The 17,114-nt window shown below is 70.9% G+C and carries 15 protein-coding genes and 1 pseudogene; 7 read left to right on the top strand and 9 right to left on the bottom strand.

Going from position 1 to position 17,114, the window contains the following annotated elements; genetic code table 11:
• The first annotated feature begins 178 nt into the window (after nt 1–178).
• The 5 genes from GPJ59_RS21390 (at nt 179) to GPJ59_RS21370 (ending at nt 6,903) form a co-directional block, all read left to right on the top strand.
• Nucleotides 179–1,861 carry an urease subunit alpha gene (locus GPJ59_RS21390; protein WP_219668843.1) on the top strand — a complete coding sequence of 561 codons (1,683 nt, stop codon included), beginning with the start codon at nt 179–181 and terminating at the stop codon, nt 1,859–1,861.
• 20 nt (nt 1,862–1,881) lie between these two features.
• Entirely contained in the window at nt 1,882–2,928 is a 1,047-nt protein-coding gene (locus GPJ59_RS21385; protein WP_219668841.1) for an agmatine deiminase family protein, read from the top strand.
• Nucleotides 2,929–2,958: 30 nt separating this feature from the next.
• Nucleotides 2,959–3,564, top strand: a complete 606-nt coding sequence (locus GPJ59_RS21380) for a TetR/AcrR family transcriptional regulator (RefSeq protein WP_219668840.1) — start codon at nt 2,959–2,961, stop codon at nt 3,562–3,564.
• A 283-nt stretch (nt 3,565–3,847) separates the two neighbouring features.
• Nucleotides 3,848–5,479: a citramalate synthase gene (gene cimA / locus GPJ59_RS21375; protein ID WP_219668839.1), complete on the top strand. Its 1,632-nt coding sequence runs from the start codon at nt 3,848–3,850 to the stop codon at nt 5,477–5,479.
• An 83-nt stretch (nt 5,480–5,562) separates the two neighbouring features.
• On the top strand, nt 5,563–6,903 hold the full coding sequence (locus GPJ59_RS21370; RefSeq protein WP_219668838.1) for a hypothetical protein: 1,341 nt from the start codon (nt 5,563–5,565) through the stop codon (nt 6,901–6,903).
• A 58-nt stretch (nt 6,904–6,961) separates the two neighbouring features.
• Here GPJ59_RS21370 and GPJ59_RS21365 read toward each other — a convergent pair whose 3' ends face one another.
• Nucleotides 6,962–7,597: a YceI family protein gene (locus tag GPJ59_RS21365; RefSeq protein ID WP_219668837.1), complete on the bottom strand. Its 636-nt coding sequence runs from the start codon at nt 7,595–7,597 to the stop codon at nt 6,962–6,964.
• A 241-nt stretch (nt 7,598–7,838) separates the two neighbouring features.
• On the opposite strand from GPJ59_RS21365, the gene GPJ59_RS21360 reads away from it, so the two are divergent.
• Together GPJ59_RS21360 and GPJ59_RS21355 are read left to right on the top strand one after the other, a co-directional pair.
• Nucleotides 7,839–9,422, top strand: a complete 1,584-nt coding sequence (locus GPJ59_RS21360) for an acyl-CoA carboxylase subunit beta (RefSeq protein ID WP_219668836.1) — start codon at nt 7,839–7,841, stop codon at nt 9,420–9,422.
• A gap of 14 nt (nt 9,423–9,436) precedes the next feature.
• Nucleotides 9,437–9,631, top strand: a complete 195-nt coding sequence (locus tag GPJ59_RS21355) for an acyl-CoA carboxylase subunit epsilon (RefSeq protein ID WP_219668835.1) — start codon at nt 9,437–9,439, stop codon at nt 9,629–9,631.
• 170 nt (nt 9,632–9,801) lie between these two features.
• On the opposite strand, the gene GPJ59_RS21350 is transcribed toward GPJ59_RS21355, so the two are convergent.
• The 8 genes and pseudogenes from GPJ59_RS21350 to GPJ59_RS21315 form a co-directional block, all read right to left on the bottom strand.
• On the bottom strand, nt 9,802–10,383 hold the full coding sequence (locus GPJ59_RS21350) for a GTP-binding protein (RefSeq protein ID WP_219668834.1): 582 nt from the start codon (nt 10,381–10,383) through the stop codon (nt 9,802–9,804).
• Entirely contained in the window at nt 10,364–10,903 is a 540-nt protein-coding gene (locus GPJ59_RS21345; protein WP_219668833.1) for a DUF742 domain-containing protein, read from the bottom strand. Before GPJ59_RS21345 ends, GPJ59_RS21350 begins: the two co-directional genes overlap by 20 nt.
• Nucleotides 10,904–10,996: 93 nt before the next feature.
• Nucleotides 10,997–11,410, bottom strand: coding sequence for a roadblock/LC7 domain-containing protein (locus tag GPJ59_RS21340; RefSeq protein ID WP_219668832.1), 414 nt, complete (start codon nt 11,408–11,410; stop codon nt 10,997–10,999).
• A gap of 10 nt (nt 11,411–11,420) precedes the next feature.
• Nucleotides 11,421–14,606 carry a sensor histidine kinase gene (locus tag GPJ59_RS21335; protein WP_219668831.1) on the bottom strand — a complete coding sequence of 1,062 codons (3,186 nt, stop codon included), beginning with the start codon at nt 14,604–14,606 and terminating at the stop codon, nt 11,421–11,423.
• A gap of 309 nt (nt 14,607–14,915) precedes the next feature.
• Entirely contained in the window at nt 14,916–15,497 is a 582-nt protein-coding gene (locus GPJ59_RS21330; RefSeq protein ID WP_219668830.1) for a GTP-binding protein, read from the bottom strand.
• Entirely contained in the window at nt 15,478–15,873 is a 396-nt protein-coding gene (locus tag GPJ59_RS21325; RefSeq protein ID WP_219668829.1) for a DUF742 domain-containing protein, read from the bottom strand. Before GPJ59_RS21325 ends, GPJ59_RS21330 begins: the two co-directional genes overlap by 20 nt.
• Nucleotides 15,874–16,027: 154 nt before the next feature.
• Nucleotides 16,028–16,441, bottom strand: a complete 414-nt coding sequence (locus GPJ59_RS21320; RefSeq protein ID WP_219668842.1) for a roadblock/LC7 domain-containing protein — start codon at nt 16,439–16,441, stop codon at nt 16,028–16,030.
• 9 nt (nt 16,442–16,450) lie between these two features.
• A pseudogene (locus GPJ59_RS21315) lies at nt 16,451–17,114 on the bottom strand (histidine kinase); the annotation flags it as partial.

Genomic DNA, 17,114 nt, shown 5'->3' with positions numbered 1-17,114 from the left:
CGTCACCGACGTGGACGCGTCCCTGACCATGGGCGACTACATCAACGTGTACTAGGCGGCCTGTCCCCCGTGGGCAATGTTCGTCGTACCCAGCAAGACGCCCCGCCACGAGATCGTGACGCGGGCCGACTACCGGACCCGGCACAGCGACCACTGCGCCCCCGGCAGCAGCCGCCACATCGACCCCCACGAGTACGCCTCCGTCTTCGGCCCCCGGGCCGGCGACCGGGTCCGCCTCGGCGACTCCGGGCTGACCGTACGGGTCGAGCACGACGCCCAGAAGCCGGGCGAGGAGTTCCTGGCCGGCTTCGGCAAGACCGCCCGGGACGGGCTGCACCTGAAGGCGGCGGCCGTCCGCGAGACCTGTGACGTGGTGATCAGCAACGTGCTGGTCATCGACGCCGTGCTGGGCATCCGCAAGGTGTCCATCGGCATCCGCGAGGGCCGCATCCACGCGATCGGCCGGGCCGGGAACCCCGACACCCTCGACGGCGTGGACGTGGTCGTCGGCACCGGCACCTCGATCGTCCCCGGCGAAGGGCTGATCGCCACCGCCGGCGCCGTCGACACCCATGTCCACCTGCTCTCCCCGCGGATCATGGAAGCCTCGCTGGCCGCCGGTGTCACCACCGTCATCGGCCAGGAGTTCGGCCCGGTCTGGGGCGTCGGCGTCAACTCCCCGTGGGCGCTGAAGCACGCCTTCAACGCCTTCGACGCCTGGCCGGTCAACATCGGCTTCCTGGCCCGCGGCTCCTCCTCCGACGCGGCCCCGCTGGTCGAGGCCCTCGCCGAGGGCGGCGCGTCAGGTTTCAAGGTGCACGAGGACATGGGCGCGCACACCCGGGCCCTGGACACCGCCCTGCGGGTGGCCGAGGAGCACGACGTGCAGGTCGCCCTGCACTCGGACGGCCTCAACGAGTGCCTCTCCGTCGAGGACACCCTGCGCGTCCTGGACGGCCGGACGATCCACGCCTTCCACATCGAGGGCTGCGGCGGTGGCCACGTGCCCAACGTCCTGAAGATGGCGGGCGTGGCGAACGTGATCGGCTCCTCCACCAACCCCACCCTGCCCTTCGGCCGGGACGCGGTCGCCGAGCACTACGGCATGATCGTCTCCGTCCACGACCTCAAGCCGGACCTGCCCGGCGACGCCGCCATGGCCCGCGACCGCATCCGCGCCGGCACCATGGGCGCCGAGGACGTCCTGCACGACCTGGGCGCCATCGGCATCACCTCCTCCGACGCGCAGGGCATGGGCCGGGCCGGCGAGACCGTACGCCGTACGTTCGCCATGGCGGCCAAGATGAAGGCCGAGCTCGGCCCGATGGACGGCGACGGCGCGGGCGACGACAACGCCCGCGTGCTGCGCTACCTGGCCAAGCTGACCATCAACCCGGCCATCGCCCACGGCCTGGCCCACGAGATCGGCTCCATCGAGGTCGGCAAGCTCGCCGACATCGTGCTGTGGCGGCCCCCGTTCTTCGGCGCCAAGCCGCAGCTGGTGCTCAAGTCCGGCTTCCCCGCGTACGGCGTCACCGGCGACCCCAACGCCGCCACCGACACCTGCGAACCCCTGGTCCTCGGCCCGCAGTTCGGCTCCTACGGCGCCACCGCCGCGGACATCTCCGTCGCCTTCGTCTCGGCCGCGGCCGCCGCGCTCGGCGGCGACGCGATGCCCACCCGCCGGCGCCGGGTCGCCGTCCGCGGCACCCGCGGCATCGGACCCGCCGACCTCCTCCTCAACTCCCGGGTGGGCGCGGTCGATGTGGACGCGCGCAGCGGCCTGGTCACCCTCGACGGGGACCCGCTGCGCTCCGAAGCCGCCGACTCCGTCGCCCTCAACCGCCTGTACTTCCTGTAGAGACCAAGGACTTCCATCCCATGAACAAGCCCGTCGACGCCGGATTCCGCATGCCCCCGGAGTGGGCTCCCCACGAGCGCACCTGGATGGCCTGGCCGAGCCCCAACCCGACCTTCACCGACGAGGCGGAGCTCGCCGAGGCCCGCCAGGCCTGGGGCGCCGTGGCCCGCGCCGTCAGCGCGTACGAGCCGGTGACCCTCGTCGTCCCGCCGGGCGGCACCGAGGGCGCCCGCGCCGTCGTGGGCGAGGGGGAGCGCCACCCCATCGAGCTGGTCGAGCGGGAGCTGGACGACGCCTGGATGCGCGACATCGGCCCGACCTTCGTGACCGACGGCCGGGGCGGCCTCGCCGCCGTCGACTGGACCTTCAACGGCTGGGGCGCCCAGGACTGGGCCCGCTGGGAACACGACTCCAAGATCGCCCGGCACGTCTCCGACCTGGCGGGCACCCGTACGTACTCCACCGCGCTGGTCAACGAGGGCGGGGCGATCCACGTCGACGGCGAGGGCACCGTCCTGCTCACGGACACCGTGCAGCTCGGCGAGGGCCGCAACCCCGGCTGGACCCGCGAGCAGGTCGAGGCCGAGATCCACGCCCACCTGGGCACCACCAAGGCGATCTGGCTCCCGTACGGCCTGGCCGGCGACTACGGCACCTACGGCACCCAGGGCCACGTCGACATCGTCGCCGCCTTCGCCCGCCCCGGCGTGGTGATGGTGCACACCCAGCCCGACCCGGCCCACCCCGACCACGAGCGCGGCAGGACCATAGCCGCCATCCTGCGCGCCTCCACCGACGCGCGGGGCCGGCAGCTGGAGGTCGTGGAGGTCCCGGCGCCGACCGTGCTGGTGGAGGACGGGGAGTGGGTCGACTACTCCTACATCAACCACTACCTGTGCAACGACGGCGTGGTGCTGTGCTCCTTCGACGACCCGCGCGACGAGGAGGCCGCCGAGATCTTCCGCGGCCTCTTCCCCGAGCGCACCGTGACCCTCGTCGACGCACGTACGATTTTCGCCGGGGGTGGCGGTATCCACTGCATCACCCAGCAGCAGCCGAAGGTCTGACGACCGCAGGCGGGATTCGAGGAGTGGCCCATGGCGGCGGGTGGAGTGCGCGCGCGGAAGAACGCGCCGCCGCGCGAGGACGTACTCGTCGCCGCCATGGCCACGATCGCCGAGCGCGGCCTGGAGGGCCTGACCATGGCCGGCCTCGGCCGGCAGGTCGGCATGAGCAGCGGCCACCTGCTGTACTACTTCCGCAGCAAGGACGAGCTGCTGCTGCAGACCCTGGAGTGGAGCGAGGCCGCGCTCGGCGACGAGCGCCGGGCCCTGCTCGCCCGCCGCGGCCCGGTGCGCGAGCGGCTGCGGGCGTACGTCGACCTGTACGTGCCCGACGGCGCCCGCGACCCGCACTGGACCCTGTGGCTGGAGGTCTGGAACCGCTCCCAGAACGCCGGCCCCGAGGAACGCGACCGGCAGGCCGCCATCGAGGGGGCCTGGCACCGCGACCTGGTCGCACTGCTCGCCGAGGGCATCTCGCGCGGCGAGTTCAAGCCGGTCGACGCCGAGCGCTTCGCCGCCCGCACCCGGGCCCTGCTCGACGGGTTCAGCATCCAGCTCGCCGTCGGGCTGCCCGGCATCGAGCGGGCGGACATCCTGGCCCACGCCATGGAGTTCCTGGACGAGACGCTCGTATCGTGAGACGCGGACCCCGCCGCGCGGACAGGTGTGAAACACTGCGGGCGTGCTTGCTCAGCCCATGATTATCGGCAGCAGCGCGCCGGTCCGCAGGGGCCGCTGACACCGTGGAAGACCTTCGCGGCGGCGGCCACCGTGCCCCAGACCCGCGCGCAGACCTCTCGCACCCGCGAGGGGTCTTTTCGTTTCCCCGGCCCAACTGCCGGGGTACCGGCCGCGCGCGATGATGGGGGCAGGTGGATCCCGGGCATCCGGAGCCACTCATCCGACAGGAGTTCAGATCATCATGACGCCAGCAGCTCCGACAGAGGCCGGCCGGCCGACGGCGGGTCCCGACGACAGCTTCCACGTGTTCGACACGACGCTGCGCGACGGCGCCCAGCGGGAGGGCATCAACCTCACCGTCGCGGACAAGCTGACCATCGCCCGCCACCTGGACGACTTCGGCGTCGGCTTCATCGAGGGCGGCTGGCCCGGCGCCAACCCGCGGGACACGGAGTTCTTCGCCCGCGCCCGCGCCGAGATCGACTTCAAGAACGCCCAGCTGGTCGCCTTCGGAGCCACCCGCCGGGCCGGCGGCAGGGCCGCCGAGGACCCGCAGGTGCGGGCGCTGCTGGAGTCCGGCGCGCCGGTGATCACCCTGGTGGCGAAGTCCCACGACCGGCACGTCGAGCTGGCGCTGCGCACCACGCTGGAGGAGAACCTGGAGATGGTCCGCGACACCGTCTCTTACCTGCGCGAGCAGGGCCGGCGGGTGTTCGTGGACTGCGAGCACTTCTTCGACGGCTACCGCGCCGACCCCGACTACGCGAAGTCCGTCGTCCGCACCGCGCACGAGGCCGGCGCGGACGTGGTGATCCTGTGCGACACCAACGGCGGCATGCTGCCCGCCCAGGTCGCGGCGGTCGTCTCGACCGTGCTCGCCGACACCGGGGCGCGCCTGGGCATCCACGCCCAGGACGACACCGGCTGCGCCGTGGCCAACACCCTGGCCGCCGTCGACGCCGGCGCCACCCACGTGCAGTGCACGGCCAACGGCTACGGCGAGCGGGTGGGCAACGCCAACCTCTTCCCGGTCGTCGCCGCCCTGGAGATCAAGTACGGCCGCCAGGTCCTCCCCGAGGGCGCCCTGGCCGAGATGACCCGGATCTCCCACGCCATCGCCGAGGTCGTCAACCTCACCCCCTCCACCCACCAGCCCTACGTCGGCGTGTCGGCCTTCGCCCACAAGGCCGGGCTGCACGCCTCGGCGATCAAGGTGGACCCGGACCTCTACCAGCACATCGACCCCGAGCGGGTCGGCAACACCATGCGGATGCTGGTCTCCGACATGGCCGGCCGCGCCTCGATCGAGCTCAAGGGCAAGGAGCTCGGCGTCGACCTCGGCGGCGACCGCGCCCTGGTGGCCCGGGTCGTCGAGCGGGTCAAGGAGCGCGAGCTCGCCGGCTACACGTACGAGGCCGCCGACGCCTCCTTCGAGCTGCTGCTGCGCGCCGAGGCCGAGGGCCGGGCCCGCCGGTACTTCCGTACGGAGTCCTGGCGGGCGATCGCCGAGGACCGCCCCGACGGCACCCACGCCAACGAGGCCACGGTGAAGCTGTGGGCCAAGGGCGAGCGGATCGTGGCCACCGCGGAGGGCAACGGCCCGGTCAACGCCCTGGACCGGGCGCTGCGCGTGGCCCTGGAGCGCTTCTACCCGCAGCTGGCGAAGTTCGAGCTGGTCGACTACAAGGTCCGCATCCTGGAGGGCAAGCACGGCACCGAGTCCACGACCCGGGTGCTGATCAGCACCACCGACGGGGTCCGCGAGTGGAACACGGTGGGGGTCGCCCCGAACGTGATCGCCGCCTCCTGGCAGGCCCTGGTGGACGCCTACACCTACGGTCTGCTGCGCGCGGGCGTGGAACCGGCCGAATAGCCGCCGAACAGCCTTCGGCCGCCGCAGCTGTCCCTTATCTCCCTTTGACGCAGGTAGGTGCCGGTTCGGGTAGCGTCGTAGGCATGAGGACCAGGCTGATATCCGTACTGCTCGGCCTCCTGCTCGCGCTGGCGGCGGGGGCCCTGGCGGCGGCGCCGTCCGCCTCCGCCGCGACCGGGCCCGCCGCCGTGGCGGAGGCCCTCAAGGAAGGGCCTGTCTACGTCGATCCGCGCGCCGAGGCGCAGCTGTCGAAGGACCAGGCGGACGCCCTCGCACAGAAGATCAAGGACGCCGGGAAGCCGGTGTTCGTCGCCGTGCTGCCGCAGGCGCCCGAGTTCCCGGCCGACAGCGTGCTGCGCACCGTGCGGACGCAGACCGGCATCACCGGGCTCTACGCGATCCGGCTCGGCGACGGCTTCGACGCCGGCGCCGACCGGTCCGTGATGCCGGTGAACGCCGTGCGGAACCTGACGGACGCCGTGAAGTCCGGCGGTCCCGTGGACGCGTCCACCCAGCTGAACAACTTCGTCGACCAGGCCCTCACCCAGGCCGGCGGCAGCGCCCCGGCCTCCTGGGGCGTCACCGGCGCCGACACCGGTGTGCCGGTCGCGAGCCTGGTGGGCCTGGGCGTGGTGGCGCTGGTCGGCGGTGGCGGAGCGTACGCCCTGGTCAGGGGCAGCCGCAGGAAGAAGGAGGCGGCCGAGCGGGCGGCCGTGGAGAAGCTGCGCGTGGTCGTGGACGAGGACATCACCGCCTTCGGCGAGGAGCTCGACCGGCTGGACTTCCGTCCCGGCGAGCCCGGCGCCGACGACGCCATGCGCAAGGACTACGGGCAGGCCCTGGACTCGTACGACCGGGCCAAGCAGCTCATGGGGGCCGTCCAGCACCCCGAAGAGGTCCGGGGCGTCACCCAGGCCCTGGAGGACGGCCGGTTCGCGCTCGCCGTGCTGGCCGCGCGCCGGGAGAACCGGCCGCTGCCCGAGCGCCGGGCGCCCTGCTTCTTCGATCCGCGCCACGGCCCGAGCACGCAGGACGCCGAGTGGGCCCCGCCCGGCGGGGCCGTGCGGACCGTGCCCGTCTGCGCGGCGGACGGCGTACGGCTGAGCGAGGGCCAGGACCCGCTGGTGCGCACGGTGGCCACCGACTACGGGCCGCGCCCGTACTACGACGCCGGGCCGGCGTACGGCCCCTGGGCGGGCGGATACTTCGGCGGCGGCATGCTGCCCGGCCTGCTGATGGGGACCATGCTCGGATCCATGATGTCCAGCCCGGCCTACGCCTCGGACTGGGGCGCCGGCGGGTACGGCGACGGCGGCGGCTTCGAGGGCGGGGACGTCTCCGGGGCCGACTTCGACGCGTCCGACTTCGGCGGCGGCGGGTTCTTCGACGGGGGCGGCGGGTTCGACGGAGGGGGCGGCTTCTAAGCCGCCCCCGGTCCGGCGTGTCCAGCGTGTCCCGCGTGTCCGGCCGGTTCGGGGCGGGTCAGGCCTGCCGGATCGCCGAGATGTCGAAGGTCAGCTTCACCTTGTCGCTGACCATCACACCGCCGGCCTCCAGCGCGGCGTTCCAGGTCAGGCCCCACTCGGAGCGCAGGATCTCGGCGCCGCCCTCGAAACCGACCCGCTCGTTGCCGTAGACGTCCGTGGCGGAACCGGTGAACTCCAGGTCGATGGAGAGCGGCCGCGTCACGTCCTTGATCGTCAGGTTGCCGCTGATGCGGTACTTGTCGCCGCCCAGGGCGCTCGCCCCGGTGGACCGGAAGGTCATCAGCGGGAAGCGCTCGGCGTCGAAGAAGTCGCTGCTCAGCAGGTGCGTGTCGCGGTCGGCGATGCCGGTGCCGACCGAGCCGATCTGCACGTCGATGGAGGCGGTGGACCGCGACGGGTCGGAGCCGTCCAGGTGCAGGGTGCCCTCGTGCTGTGCGAAGCTGCCGCGCACGTTGGTCACCATCGCGTGGCGGACGGTGAAGCCGATCGAGCTGTGGGCCGGGTCGATGGCGTAGTCACCGGTGAGGGCGGCCAGGGCCGGGTCCACGGCCAGGGTGGCGACGCCGGAGGCGGTGTCCGCGGTGGCGGTCGGCCGGGCGGCGGTCTGGTTGCGGCGGGTGAAGAATCCCATGATGTCCTCCTCGGGAGTGGTTCAACTTTCAACAACATCGACGCTAGACCCATTCCGTTCAAATTTCAACAGTCCGGGGTCGAGTGCGCCGATTTGTGTGGTGCCCACAAAGGCCGCTGGTCCGTACTGGTGATGTCCATGCATCCATATGGGCTACTGTCCGGGCCGTACAGCGGATCGGTTCCGAGACTGTGCGGAATCAACGGAGGGTTTTCCTTGGTCGGGTTCGTAAGGTCGGTACATGACCGTTGTGGACCAGACTCCGAGCGAGCCGACGGACGCTCGCGGCCGCGTGGCCGAGCTGCACTCTCTGCGTGAGCAGGCGCGGCGCGGACCGAGTGACCGTGCGACCGAGGCGCAGCACGCCAAGGGCAAGCTGACCGCCCGCGAGCGGATCGCCCTCCTGCTGGACGAGGGTTCCTTCAAGGAGGTCGAGCAGCTGCGCCGGCACCGGGCGTCGGGGTTCGGCCTGGAGGCCAAGAAGCCCTACACCGACGGCGTCATCACCGGCTGGGGCACGGTCGAGGGCCGCACGGTCTTCGTCTACGCGCACGACTTCCGGATCTTCGGCGGCGCGCTGGGCGAGGCCCACGCCACGAAGATCCACAAGATCATGGACATGGCCATCGCGGCCGGTGCCCCGCTGGTCTCGCTCAACGACGGCGCCGGCGCCCGTATCCAGGAGGGCGTCTCGGCGCTCGCCGGCTACGGCGGCATCTTCCAGCGCAACACCAAGGCCTCGGGCGTCATCCCGCAGATCTCGGTCATGCTCGGCCCGTGCGCGGGCGGCGCGGCCTACTCCCCGGCCCTGACGGACTTCGTCTTCATGGTCCGCGACACCTCGCAGATGTTCATCACCGGCCCGGACGTGGTCCGCGCGGTGACCGGCGAGGAGATCACCCAGAACGGCCTCGGCGGCGCCGACGTGCACGCCGAGACCAGCGGCGTCGCGCACTTCGCGTACGACGACGAGGAGACCTGCATCGCCGAGGTCCGCTACCTCATCTCGATGCTCCCCTCCAACAACCGCGAGAACCCGCCGGTCCACCAGACCGACGACCCCGCCGACCGCCGCTCCGACGTCCTGCTGGACCTCGTCCCGGCCGACGGCAACCGCCCGTACGACATGCTCAAGGTCATCGAGGAGGTCGTCGACGACGGCGAGGTCCTGGAGATCCACGAGCGCTGGGCCCGCAACATCATCTGCGCCCTGGCCCGGATGGACGGCCAGGTCGTCGGCATCGTGGCGAACCAGCCCGGCCACCTGGCCGGCGTCCTGGACATCGAGGCCTCGGAAAAGGCCGCGCGCTTCGTCCAGATGTGTGACGCCTTCAACATCCCGATCATCACGCTGCTGGACGTCCCCGGCTTCCTGCCGGGCGTCAGCCAGGAGCACGGCGGCATCATCCGCCACGGCGCCAAGCTGCTCTACGCGTACTGCAACGCCACGGTCCCGCGGATCTCGCTGATCCTGCGCAAGGCCTACGGCGGCGCGTACATCGTCATGGACTCCCAGTCCATCGGCGCCGACATCACCTACGCCTGGCCCACCAACGAGATCGCCGTGATGGGCGCCGAGGGTGCCGCCAACGTCATCTTCCGCAAGCAGATCGCCGACGCCGAGGACCCCGAGGCCATGCGCGCCCGCATGGTCAAGGAGTACAAGGCCGAGCTGATGCACCCGTACTACGCGGCCGAGCGCGGCCTCGTGGACGACGTCATCGACCCCGCCGAGACCCGCGAGACGCTGATCAGCGCCCTCGCGATGCTCCGCAACAAGCACGCCGACCTGCCGTCCCGCAAGCACGGCAACCCGCCGCAGTAAGGAGACAGCCACACATGAGCACCGACATGCTGCTGCGCGTCGAGAAGGGCAACGCCGAGCCCGAGGAGCTGGCCGCGATCACCGCGATCCTGCTGGCCCGCGCCGCGAACTCGCCGGAGGCCCCGACCGCCCGCACCCGCTCCACCGCCGGCTGGCGCCGCCTGGAGCGCACCCCGGGCTTCCGCGCCCCGCACTCCTGGCAGGGCTGAGACCCGCAGCCGGAAGGCCCCGCACCCGTTCAGGGGGTGCGGGGCCTTCTGCGTACCCGCGTATCCCTTCCGGTGTACCCCTTCCGGCATGCACGAGGCCGTATGCGTGAGGCCCCCTCCCCCGAAGCTGCTCGGGGGAGGGGGCCTCACGCGACGCGGAGTGCCGGCGGCTAGCGCAGGCGTGCCATGAGTGCGTGTTCGACGAGCGTGATGAGGGCGCTCTTGGCGTCGGCGCGGTGGCGGGCGTCGGTGGTGATGATGGGGGCGTCGGGTCCGATCTGGAGTGCTTCGCGGACTTCGTCGGGGGTGTAGGGCTGGTGTCCGTCGAAGCCGTTGAGGGCGATGACGAAGGGGAGGCCGGAGTTCTCGAAGTAGTCGACGGCGGGGAAGCAGTCGGCGAGGCGGCGGGTGTCGACGAGGACGACGGCGCCGATGGCGCCGCGGACGAGGTCGTCCCACATGAACCAGAAGCGGTCCTGTCCGGGGGTGCCGAACAGGTACAGGATGAGGTCCTGGTCGAGGGTGATGCGGCCGAAGTCCATGGCGACCGTGGTGGTGGTCTTGTCGCCGGTGTGGGTGAGGTCGTCGATGCCGGCGGAGGCGGACGTCATGACGGCTTCGGTGCGCAGGGGGTTGATCTCGGAGACCGCGCCGACGAACGTGGTCTTGCCCACGCCGAAGCCGCCCGCCACCACGATCTTCGCGGAGGTGGTGGAGCGAGCCGCCCCGCCGTTAGAGCTTGCGAAGTCCACTGAGCACCCTTTCGAGCAGTGTCACGTCAGGCTGGCCGCCGGCGTTTTCGTCGCCGCCCGGCTGATGGATGGCGACGAGTCCGGCCTCTGCCAGGTCGGCAACGAGGATCCGGGCGACGCCGAGGGGAATGGAGAGCAGGGCCGAGATCTCGGCCACCGACTTGATTTCGAGGCACAGCCGGCAGATGCGCTGGTGCTCGGGCAACTGCCCTTGCAGGCGCGCGGGATCGGCCGTCGTGCTGACCAGCGCCTCGATGGCGAGCTGGTAACGGGGCCGGGTCCGGCCACCGGTCATCGCGTACGGACGCACCAGCGGGTTGTGCGCCTTCGGAGCCTGCTGCTGCGGCCGGGCAACCCGCGTGGGCTGCTGGGGCGCCTGCGGCTGGCCGTAGGGCTGCTGCTGGTACGGGTTGTGCTCCGGCACGGGCCGGCTGGGAGCGGAGGGGAAGTTGAAGCGGTTCTGGTCGTGCCCACCCTGCGGCTGAGCGCCGCCATAAGGATGACCTCCGGGTGTTGTCACGTTTCCTCCTCCGACTCCAAGAACGCAGTACTCCCTGTGGAACCGCGCCACCGCACCTTAAGGCGCGGTGACGCGAAACGCACTGCCTGTTTGCTAGTTGAGAAGACTTCCCTGCAGTTCGGCGCGCAGGTCCGGGGTCAGAACCGTGCCCGCTCGATCCACCAGGAGGGCCATCTCGTAGCCCACGAGGCCGATGTCGCACTCCGGGTGCGCGAGTACGGCCAGCGACGATCCGTCGGAGATGGACATCAGGAAGAGGAAGCCGCGCTCCATCTCCACCACCGTCTGGGTGACGGCTCCACCCTCGAAGATGCGGGAAGCTCCTGCGGTCAGCGACGTCAGACCGGAGGCCACGGCCGCCAGCTGGTCGGCGCGGTCGCGCGGGAAGCCCTCGGACATCGCCAGAAGAAGGCCGTCGGCGGAGACCACCACGGTGTGGGACACCCCAGGGGTGTTGTCCACGAAGTTGGTGATCAACCAGTTCAGGTTCTGTGCCGCCTGGCTCATCGGGCTCACACTAACGCTCCTGGTCATAGCTGTTACTAGTCGACTGCTCGGACCCCGCGCTGCGTCCCTGCTGGACACCGCGCCGCAGGTTGCTCAGCCTGCCACGCACGTCCTCCGGGGCGCGGGAGACCTGGGGGCCGCCCTGCGGGGTCTGCTCCGCTGTGCCCTCGACCAAGTTGGCCTTGGGCACACGCCGAGGGAGACCGGACGAGGTGACCCCGCCCGCCTTCGGCTCACGGAGCTTGCCGGCCTGCTGCCAGCGCTCGTCGTTGCGCGAACGCCAGCCGCCGCCTTCCTCGCCACCCTGCTCCGTCTGCGCCGCCGCCTGCTGCTTGCGCGCCTGCGGCCGGTCGTCGAAGAGGGAGGGAGTGGACTCCGCTTCCTGCTGTGCCGGCTGCCACTGCTGCTGGCTGCCGCGGCGCGGCAGGCCCGCACCGGTCAGCTGGTGGCCGTTGTCGGCAGCGGCGCCCGGACGGTCGAAGCCTACGCGGTCCGGGGCCGGTTCGGGAGCGGACGGGGGTTCCGATTCGGCAGGGTAGTCCTGCTGGTAGGTGCCGGAGTAGGAGCTCTGCTCCGGCCACTCTGCCTGGTGGGACTGGCCGTCGTAGCCCGCGTCGTATCCCTGGGCGTCCTGCTGGCGGTCCGAGTAGGAACCCTCCGGATAGGCGTAGCCGTCCTGGGAGTACCCCTCGTAGCCGCCCTGGGCCTGCTGCGCGCCGTACGCCGGGTCGTAGCCCTGCTCCGACGGCTGCTCGTAGCCCTGGTACTGCTGGTAGTCATGCTCCGGCTGGGGTTCCGGATAGTCCTGCGCGTACTCCTGCTGCGGCTGCTGCTGGGCCATGTTGGCCTCCAGCTGGGCGCGCCGCTCGGCGTGGCCGAGGGAGCGGCCCACCGGGTCCAGGTCGTGCCCCTCGGCGCCCTGGTTGTCGTAGCGGGAGTCGTCGAAGCCGAGCTCGGCGGCGGTGCGCATCGGGGCCGCGCCGCCGTCGAAGGCCTGCTGCTGCGGGATCATCGAGGAGACGGTGAAGTCGTCGTCCGGGATCCCCTCGCCACCACCACCATGGGTGATGGCGTCCGGCAGCATGACCAGCGAGGTGGTGCCGGCCTGCTCGCCCGAGGGGCGCAGCTGGACGCGGATGCTGTGCCGGTCCGCCAGCCGGCCGACCACGAACAGGCCCATGCGCTGCGAGATCGCGACGTCCACGGTCGGCGGGTTGGCCAGCTTGTGGTTGATGTCGGCGAAGTCCTCGGCGGTCAGGCCGATGCCCTTGTCGTGGATCTCGACCATGACGCGGCCGTCGGGCAGACGCGTGGCGTTGACGCGGACCTTGGTCTGCGGGGAGGAGAACGTGGTGGCGTTCTCCAGCAGCTCGGCCAGCAGGTGCACGAGGTCGGTCACGGCCTGGCCGTGGATCTCGGCGTCGGAGACGCCGGCCAGCTCGATGCGCTCGTACTGCTCCACCTCGGAGGAGGCGGCGCGCAGCACGTCGACCAGCGGGACCGGCTGGTCCCAGCGGCGGCCCGGCTCCTCACCCGCGAGGATGAGGAGGTTCTCGCCGTTGCGGCGCATACGGGTCGCCAGGTGGTCCAGGCGGAAGAGGTTCTCCAGCTGGTCCGGGTCGGCCTCGTTGTTCTCCAGGTCGGTGATCAGGGTCAGCTGGCCCTCGATCAGCGACTGGTTGCGGCGCGAGAGGTTGGTGAAGATCGCGTTGACGTTGCCCCGCAGGAGCGCCTGCTCGGCGGCGAGCCGGACGGCCTCGCGGTGGACCTGGTCGAACGCGCGGGCGACCTCGCCGATCTCGTCGCGGGAGTCGATCGGGATGGGCGCGACACGGGTGTCGACCTTGCCCGGGTCCGTACGCGAGAGCTGGTCGACCAGGCTCGGCAGGCGCTGCTCGGCGATGTCGAAGGCGGCGCCGCGCAGGCGGCGCATGGAGCGGCCCATCTGGCGGGCCATGAGGCCGGCCATGATGAAGGCGGCGCTGAGGGCGACGACGACGATCGCGCCGTTGACGATGGCGTCGGTGCGCGCCTCGTCGGAGATCGCGATGGTGTCCTTGACCGCCTTGTCGAGGAGCTCCTTCTCGATCTCGGAGTAGCCCTCGAACTTCGCGGTCGCGGCCGCCTGCCAGAACACGGAGTTGGTGCCGCCCGCGGCCAGCTTCTCCTTGGACTCACCGCCGGCGATGGCCTCGGTCATACCGGTCAGGGCGGAGCCGTTGACGACCGGCGGGGCCTTGAACGGCTGCCCGGTGCGCTCGGCGTTGGCCTTGGCCTCGGCGAGCTTGGCCTGGCCCTGGGCGGACTTGTTGCCCATGACCTCCTTGAGGCGGTCGGTGTCCTCCTGGGTGCCGGCGGCGACGTACTCGCCGAGGGCGATCTCCTCCAGGTAGGCGTACGACGAGAAGGCGACGAGCTGGCCCTTGCGGACGTCTTCCTTGTCGCTCGGGCGGATCAGCAGGTGGGTGCCGATGGAGCGCTGGAGCGAGTTGGCGGCCTTGGCCAGCGAAATGGCGTAGACCATGCGGCCGTAGCTGGTGACGTTGCCGGTGCCCAGACCCAGTTCGTTGGAGAACTGCATGAGGTTGTGGTGGACGAGGACGTAGCCCTCCTCCGTCGGCAGGGGGCCCATCGTGGTCGGCGGGTTCTTCTTCGCCGACTCGATGTCCTTCAGATACGCGGTCTTGCGTATCTGCTCCAGCTTGGGCTCCTCGGCCTTGACCAGCTGCAGGCGCCGCTCCAGGCCCTGGTTCTGCGGCATGCCCTGGACGGCCTGGTGGAACTTCGCCTTCGCCTCGTCCGTGACGGCGTACGCCTCGGCCACCGCGGCATTGTTGCGGTCGCCCTTGAGGAGCGGCTCGGCGGTCACGTCACGCTCGTTGAGGAGGGCCTGGCCGTATTCCGACGCCGCCTGGACGATGCGGGCGGTCTTCTCGGCGTCCTTGGCCTCGTTCCAGGTGTCGATCGACCCCTTCACCTGGAAGCCGCCCATGACCAGTCCCACGAGGGACGGCACGAGGAGGATGGCGTTCAGGCGGGTGGGCACGCGCCAGTTGCGCGGCGAGAACCGGCTGGAGCTGCCGCTGCTCACAGGGGGCTCCACGGGCACGTCGACGGGAGACGCGGCCGCGCGCGGCGGCGGGGTGAAGTTGCCGCGCGCGGGATCCTCCGCGGGGCTCGAGTTGCTTCGCCTCACTCGACCAACAACCTCTCGGCGGTGCTACTAGCTAGTTCCTTGAATTCCAGCATGTCCAACCGTCGTGTTCCAAACAGTTGAATCCGGCCATTCACAGAGACGTAGGCCTCACGTAAAACGGACATAAAGAACGAGCTGCGGCAAAAATGAGGGCAGTTGTGCGCGTAGCGGCATCGCGTGAACGCACGGAGTCGCCAACTCGGTTCAAACCTCTGTCGAAACGTTATGAACACCACGGGGCGGGTCGTGTCCTACGACACAGCCCGCCCCGCAATACGTGGAGATTACGTGAACCCGTCTACAACCCGTCTACTTCAAACGTGCCATGAGTGCGTGTTCGACGAGCGTGATGAGGGCGCTCTTGGCGTCGGCGCGGTGGCGGGCGTCGGTGGTGATGATGGGGGCGTCGGGTCCGATCTGGAGTGCTTCGCGGACTTCGTCGGGGGTGTAGGGCTGGTGTCCGTCGAAGCCGTTGAGGGCGATGACGAAGGGGAGGCCGGAGTTCTCGAAGTAGTCGACGGCGGGGAAGCAGTCGGCGAGGCGGCGGGTGTCGACGAGGACGACGGCGCCGATGGCGCCGCGGACGAGGTCGTCCCACATGAACCAGAAGCGGTCCTGTCCGGGGGTGCCGAACAGGTAGAGGATGAGGTCCTGGTCGAGGGTGATGCGGCCGAAGTCCATGGCGACCGTGGTGGTGGTCTTGTCGCCGGTGTGGGTGAGGTCGTCGATGCCGGCGGAGGCGGACGTCATGACGGCTTCGGTGCGCAGGGGGTTGATCTCGGAGACCGCGCCGACGAACGTGGTCTTGCCCACGCCGAAGCCGCCCGCCACCACGATCTTCGCGGAAGTCGTGGAACGGGCGGCCCCGCCGTTAGAGCTTGCGAAGTCCACTGAGCACCCTTTCGAGCAGCGTTACGTCCGGCGTGCCGCCGGCCTCTCCATTGCCCGGCTGGTGGATGGCCACCATGCCGGCCTCTGCCAGGTCGGCGACGAGGATGCGGGCGACACCGAGCGGCATCGACAGCAGGGCCGACACCTCTGCGACCGACTTGACCTCACGGCACAGCGTGCAGATGCGCTGGTGCTCGGGGAGCAGGCCCGACAGGTGCATCGGATCGGCCGTCGTGCTGACCAGCGCCTCTATGGCGAGCTGGTACCGGGGCCGGGTCCGGCCACCGGTCATCGCGTACGGACGCACCAGCGGCTGGTCGCCTTCCGCGTACGACGAGTCGCCGTACGAATCGGAATAGGCGGGGGGCGGGGTCATGAGTCCTCCGGGCTGGACAGCAAGTGGTCAGCGTGCCGTCTGACGGGGCCGGTGGGGGGAGAGCTGACGGCCTGATGGTGGTACTGGGTCCCGGGGCCAGGGAGGGGGCCCCGGTCTCCCGGCCGGCAGTACCGTCCGGCCGGGAGATGAGAGGTCAGGTGAGCAGGCTGCCTTGCAGTTCGGCGCGCAGGTCCGGGGTGAGGACGCTGCCCGCGCGGTCCACGAGGAGGGCCATCTCGTAGCCGACGAGGCCGATGTCGCACTCCGGGTGCGCGAGCACGGCCAGGGAGGAACCGTCCGAGATGGACATGAGGAACAGGAATCCCCGGTCCATCTCGACCACGGTCTGGTTGACGGGCCCGCCCTCGAAGATGCGGGAGGCTCCTGCGGTCAGCGACGTCAGACCGGAGGCCACGGCGGCCAGCTGGTCGGCGCGGTCGCGCGGGAAGCCCTCGGACATCGCCAGAAGGAGGCCGTCGGCGGAGACCACCACCGTGTGGGACACCCCGGGGGTGTTGTCCACGAAGTTGGTGATCAACCAGTTCAGGTTCTGTGCCGCCTGGCTCATCGAACTCAACTATCGCTCCTGCTGGTAAGTGGGGTCGATGTGGTAACTGCCCGTCGCCGGACCGCTGTTGCCGGTGTTTCCGGCCTGGCGGCCCTGCTGGATACCCCGTCGGAGGTTGGTCAGACGGCCGCGGACGTCGTCCGGGGCACGCGAGACCTGGGGGCCGGACTGGCTGTCGGCCTGCTGCTGCGCGGTGCCGGCCACGAGGTTCGCCCGCGGTACCCGGCGCGGCAGCCCCGAGGTGGTGATGCCGCCCGCGGCGGGCTGGCGCACGCGCTCGGCCTGGCGCATCAGCTCGTCGTTGGGCGAGGACCGCCAGCTCACCGTCGGCGTGGCGCCGGTGGTCTGGGCGGGGGTCTCGGCGGCCCGCTCCTGACCGCGCTGCGGCATGCGCTGCTGCGGAGCCGGCTGCTGCGGCTGCTGGGAGGCGGCCGGTCCGTGCGAGGGGGCCTGCGGCGCGCCGCTGCCCTCCGGGCGGGACCAGTTCGACTCCAGCGTGTCGAAGATCGGGCTGCGCGCCTCACCGGCGGCCGGGGCCGGCGGCAGGGCCTCCGGCTGGGCGGCCTGCGGCAGCCGCGGCGCCTCGGCCCGCGGAGTCGGCCCGGTAGGGGGGTGGGGCACCCTGTCTCTTATACCCCTCTCCGCGCCCACGCGACCGCCCCGTGTTTCGTAT

Origin of the sequence: Streptomyces bambusae, assembly GCF_019400985.1 — a bacterium.
GTDB lineage: Bacteria > Actinomycetota > Actinomycetes > Streptomycetales > Streptomycetaceae > Streptomyces > Streptomyces bambusae_A.
This window is presented reverse-complemented; position numbering and strand designations above follow the sequence as displayed.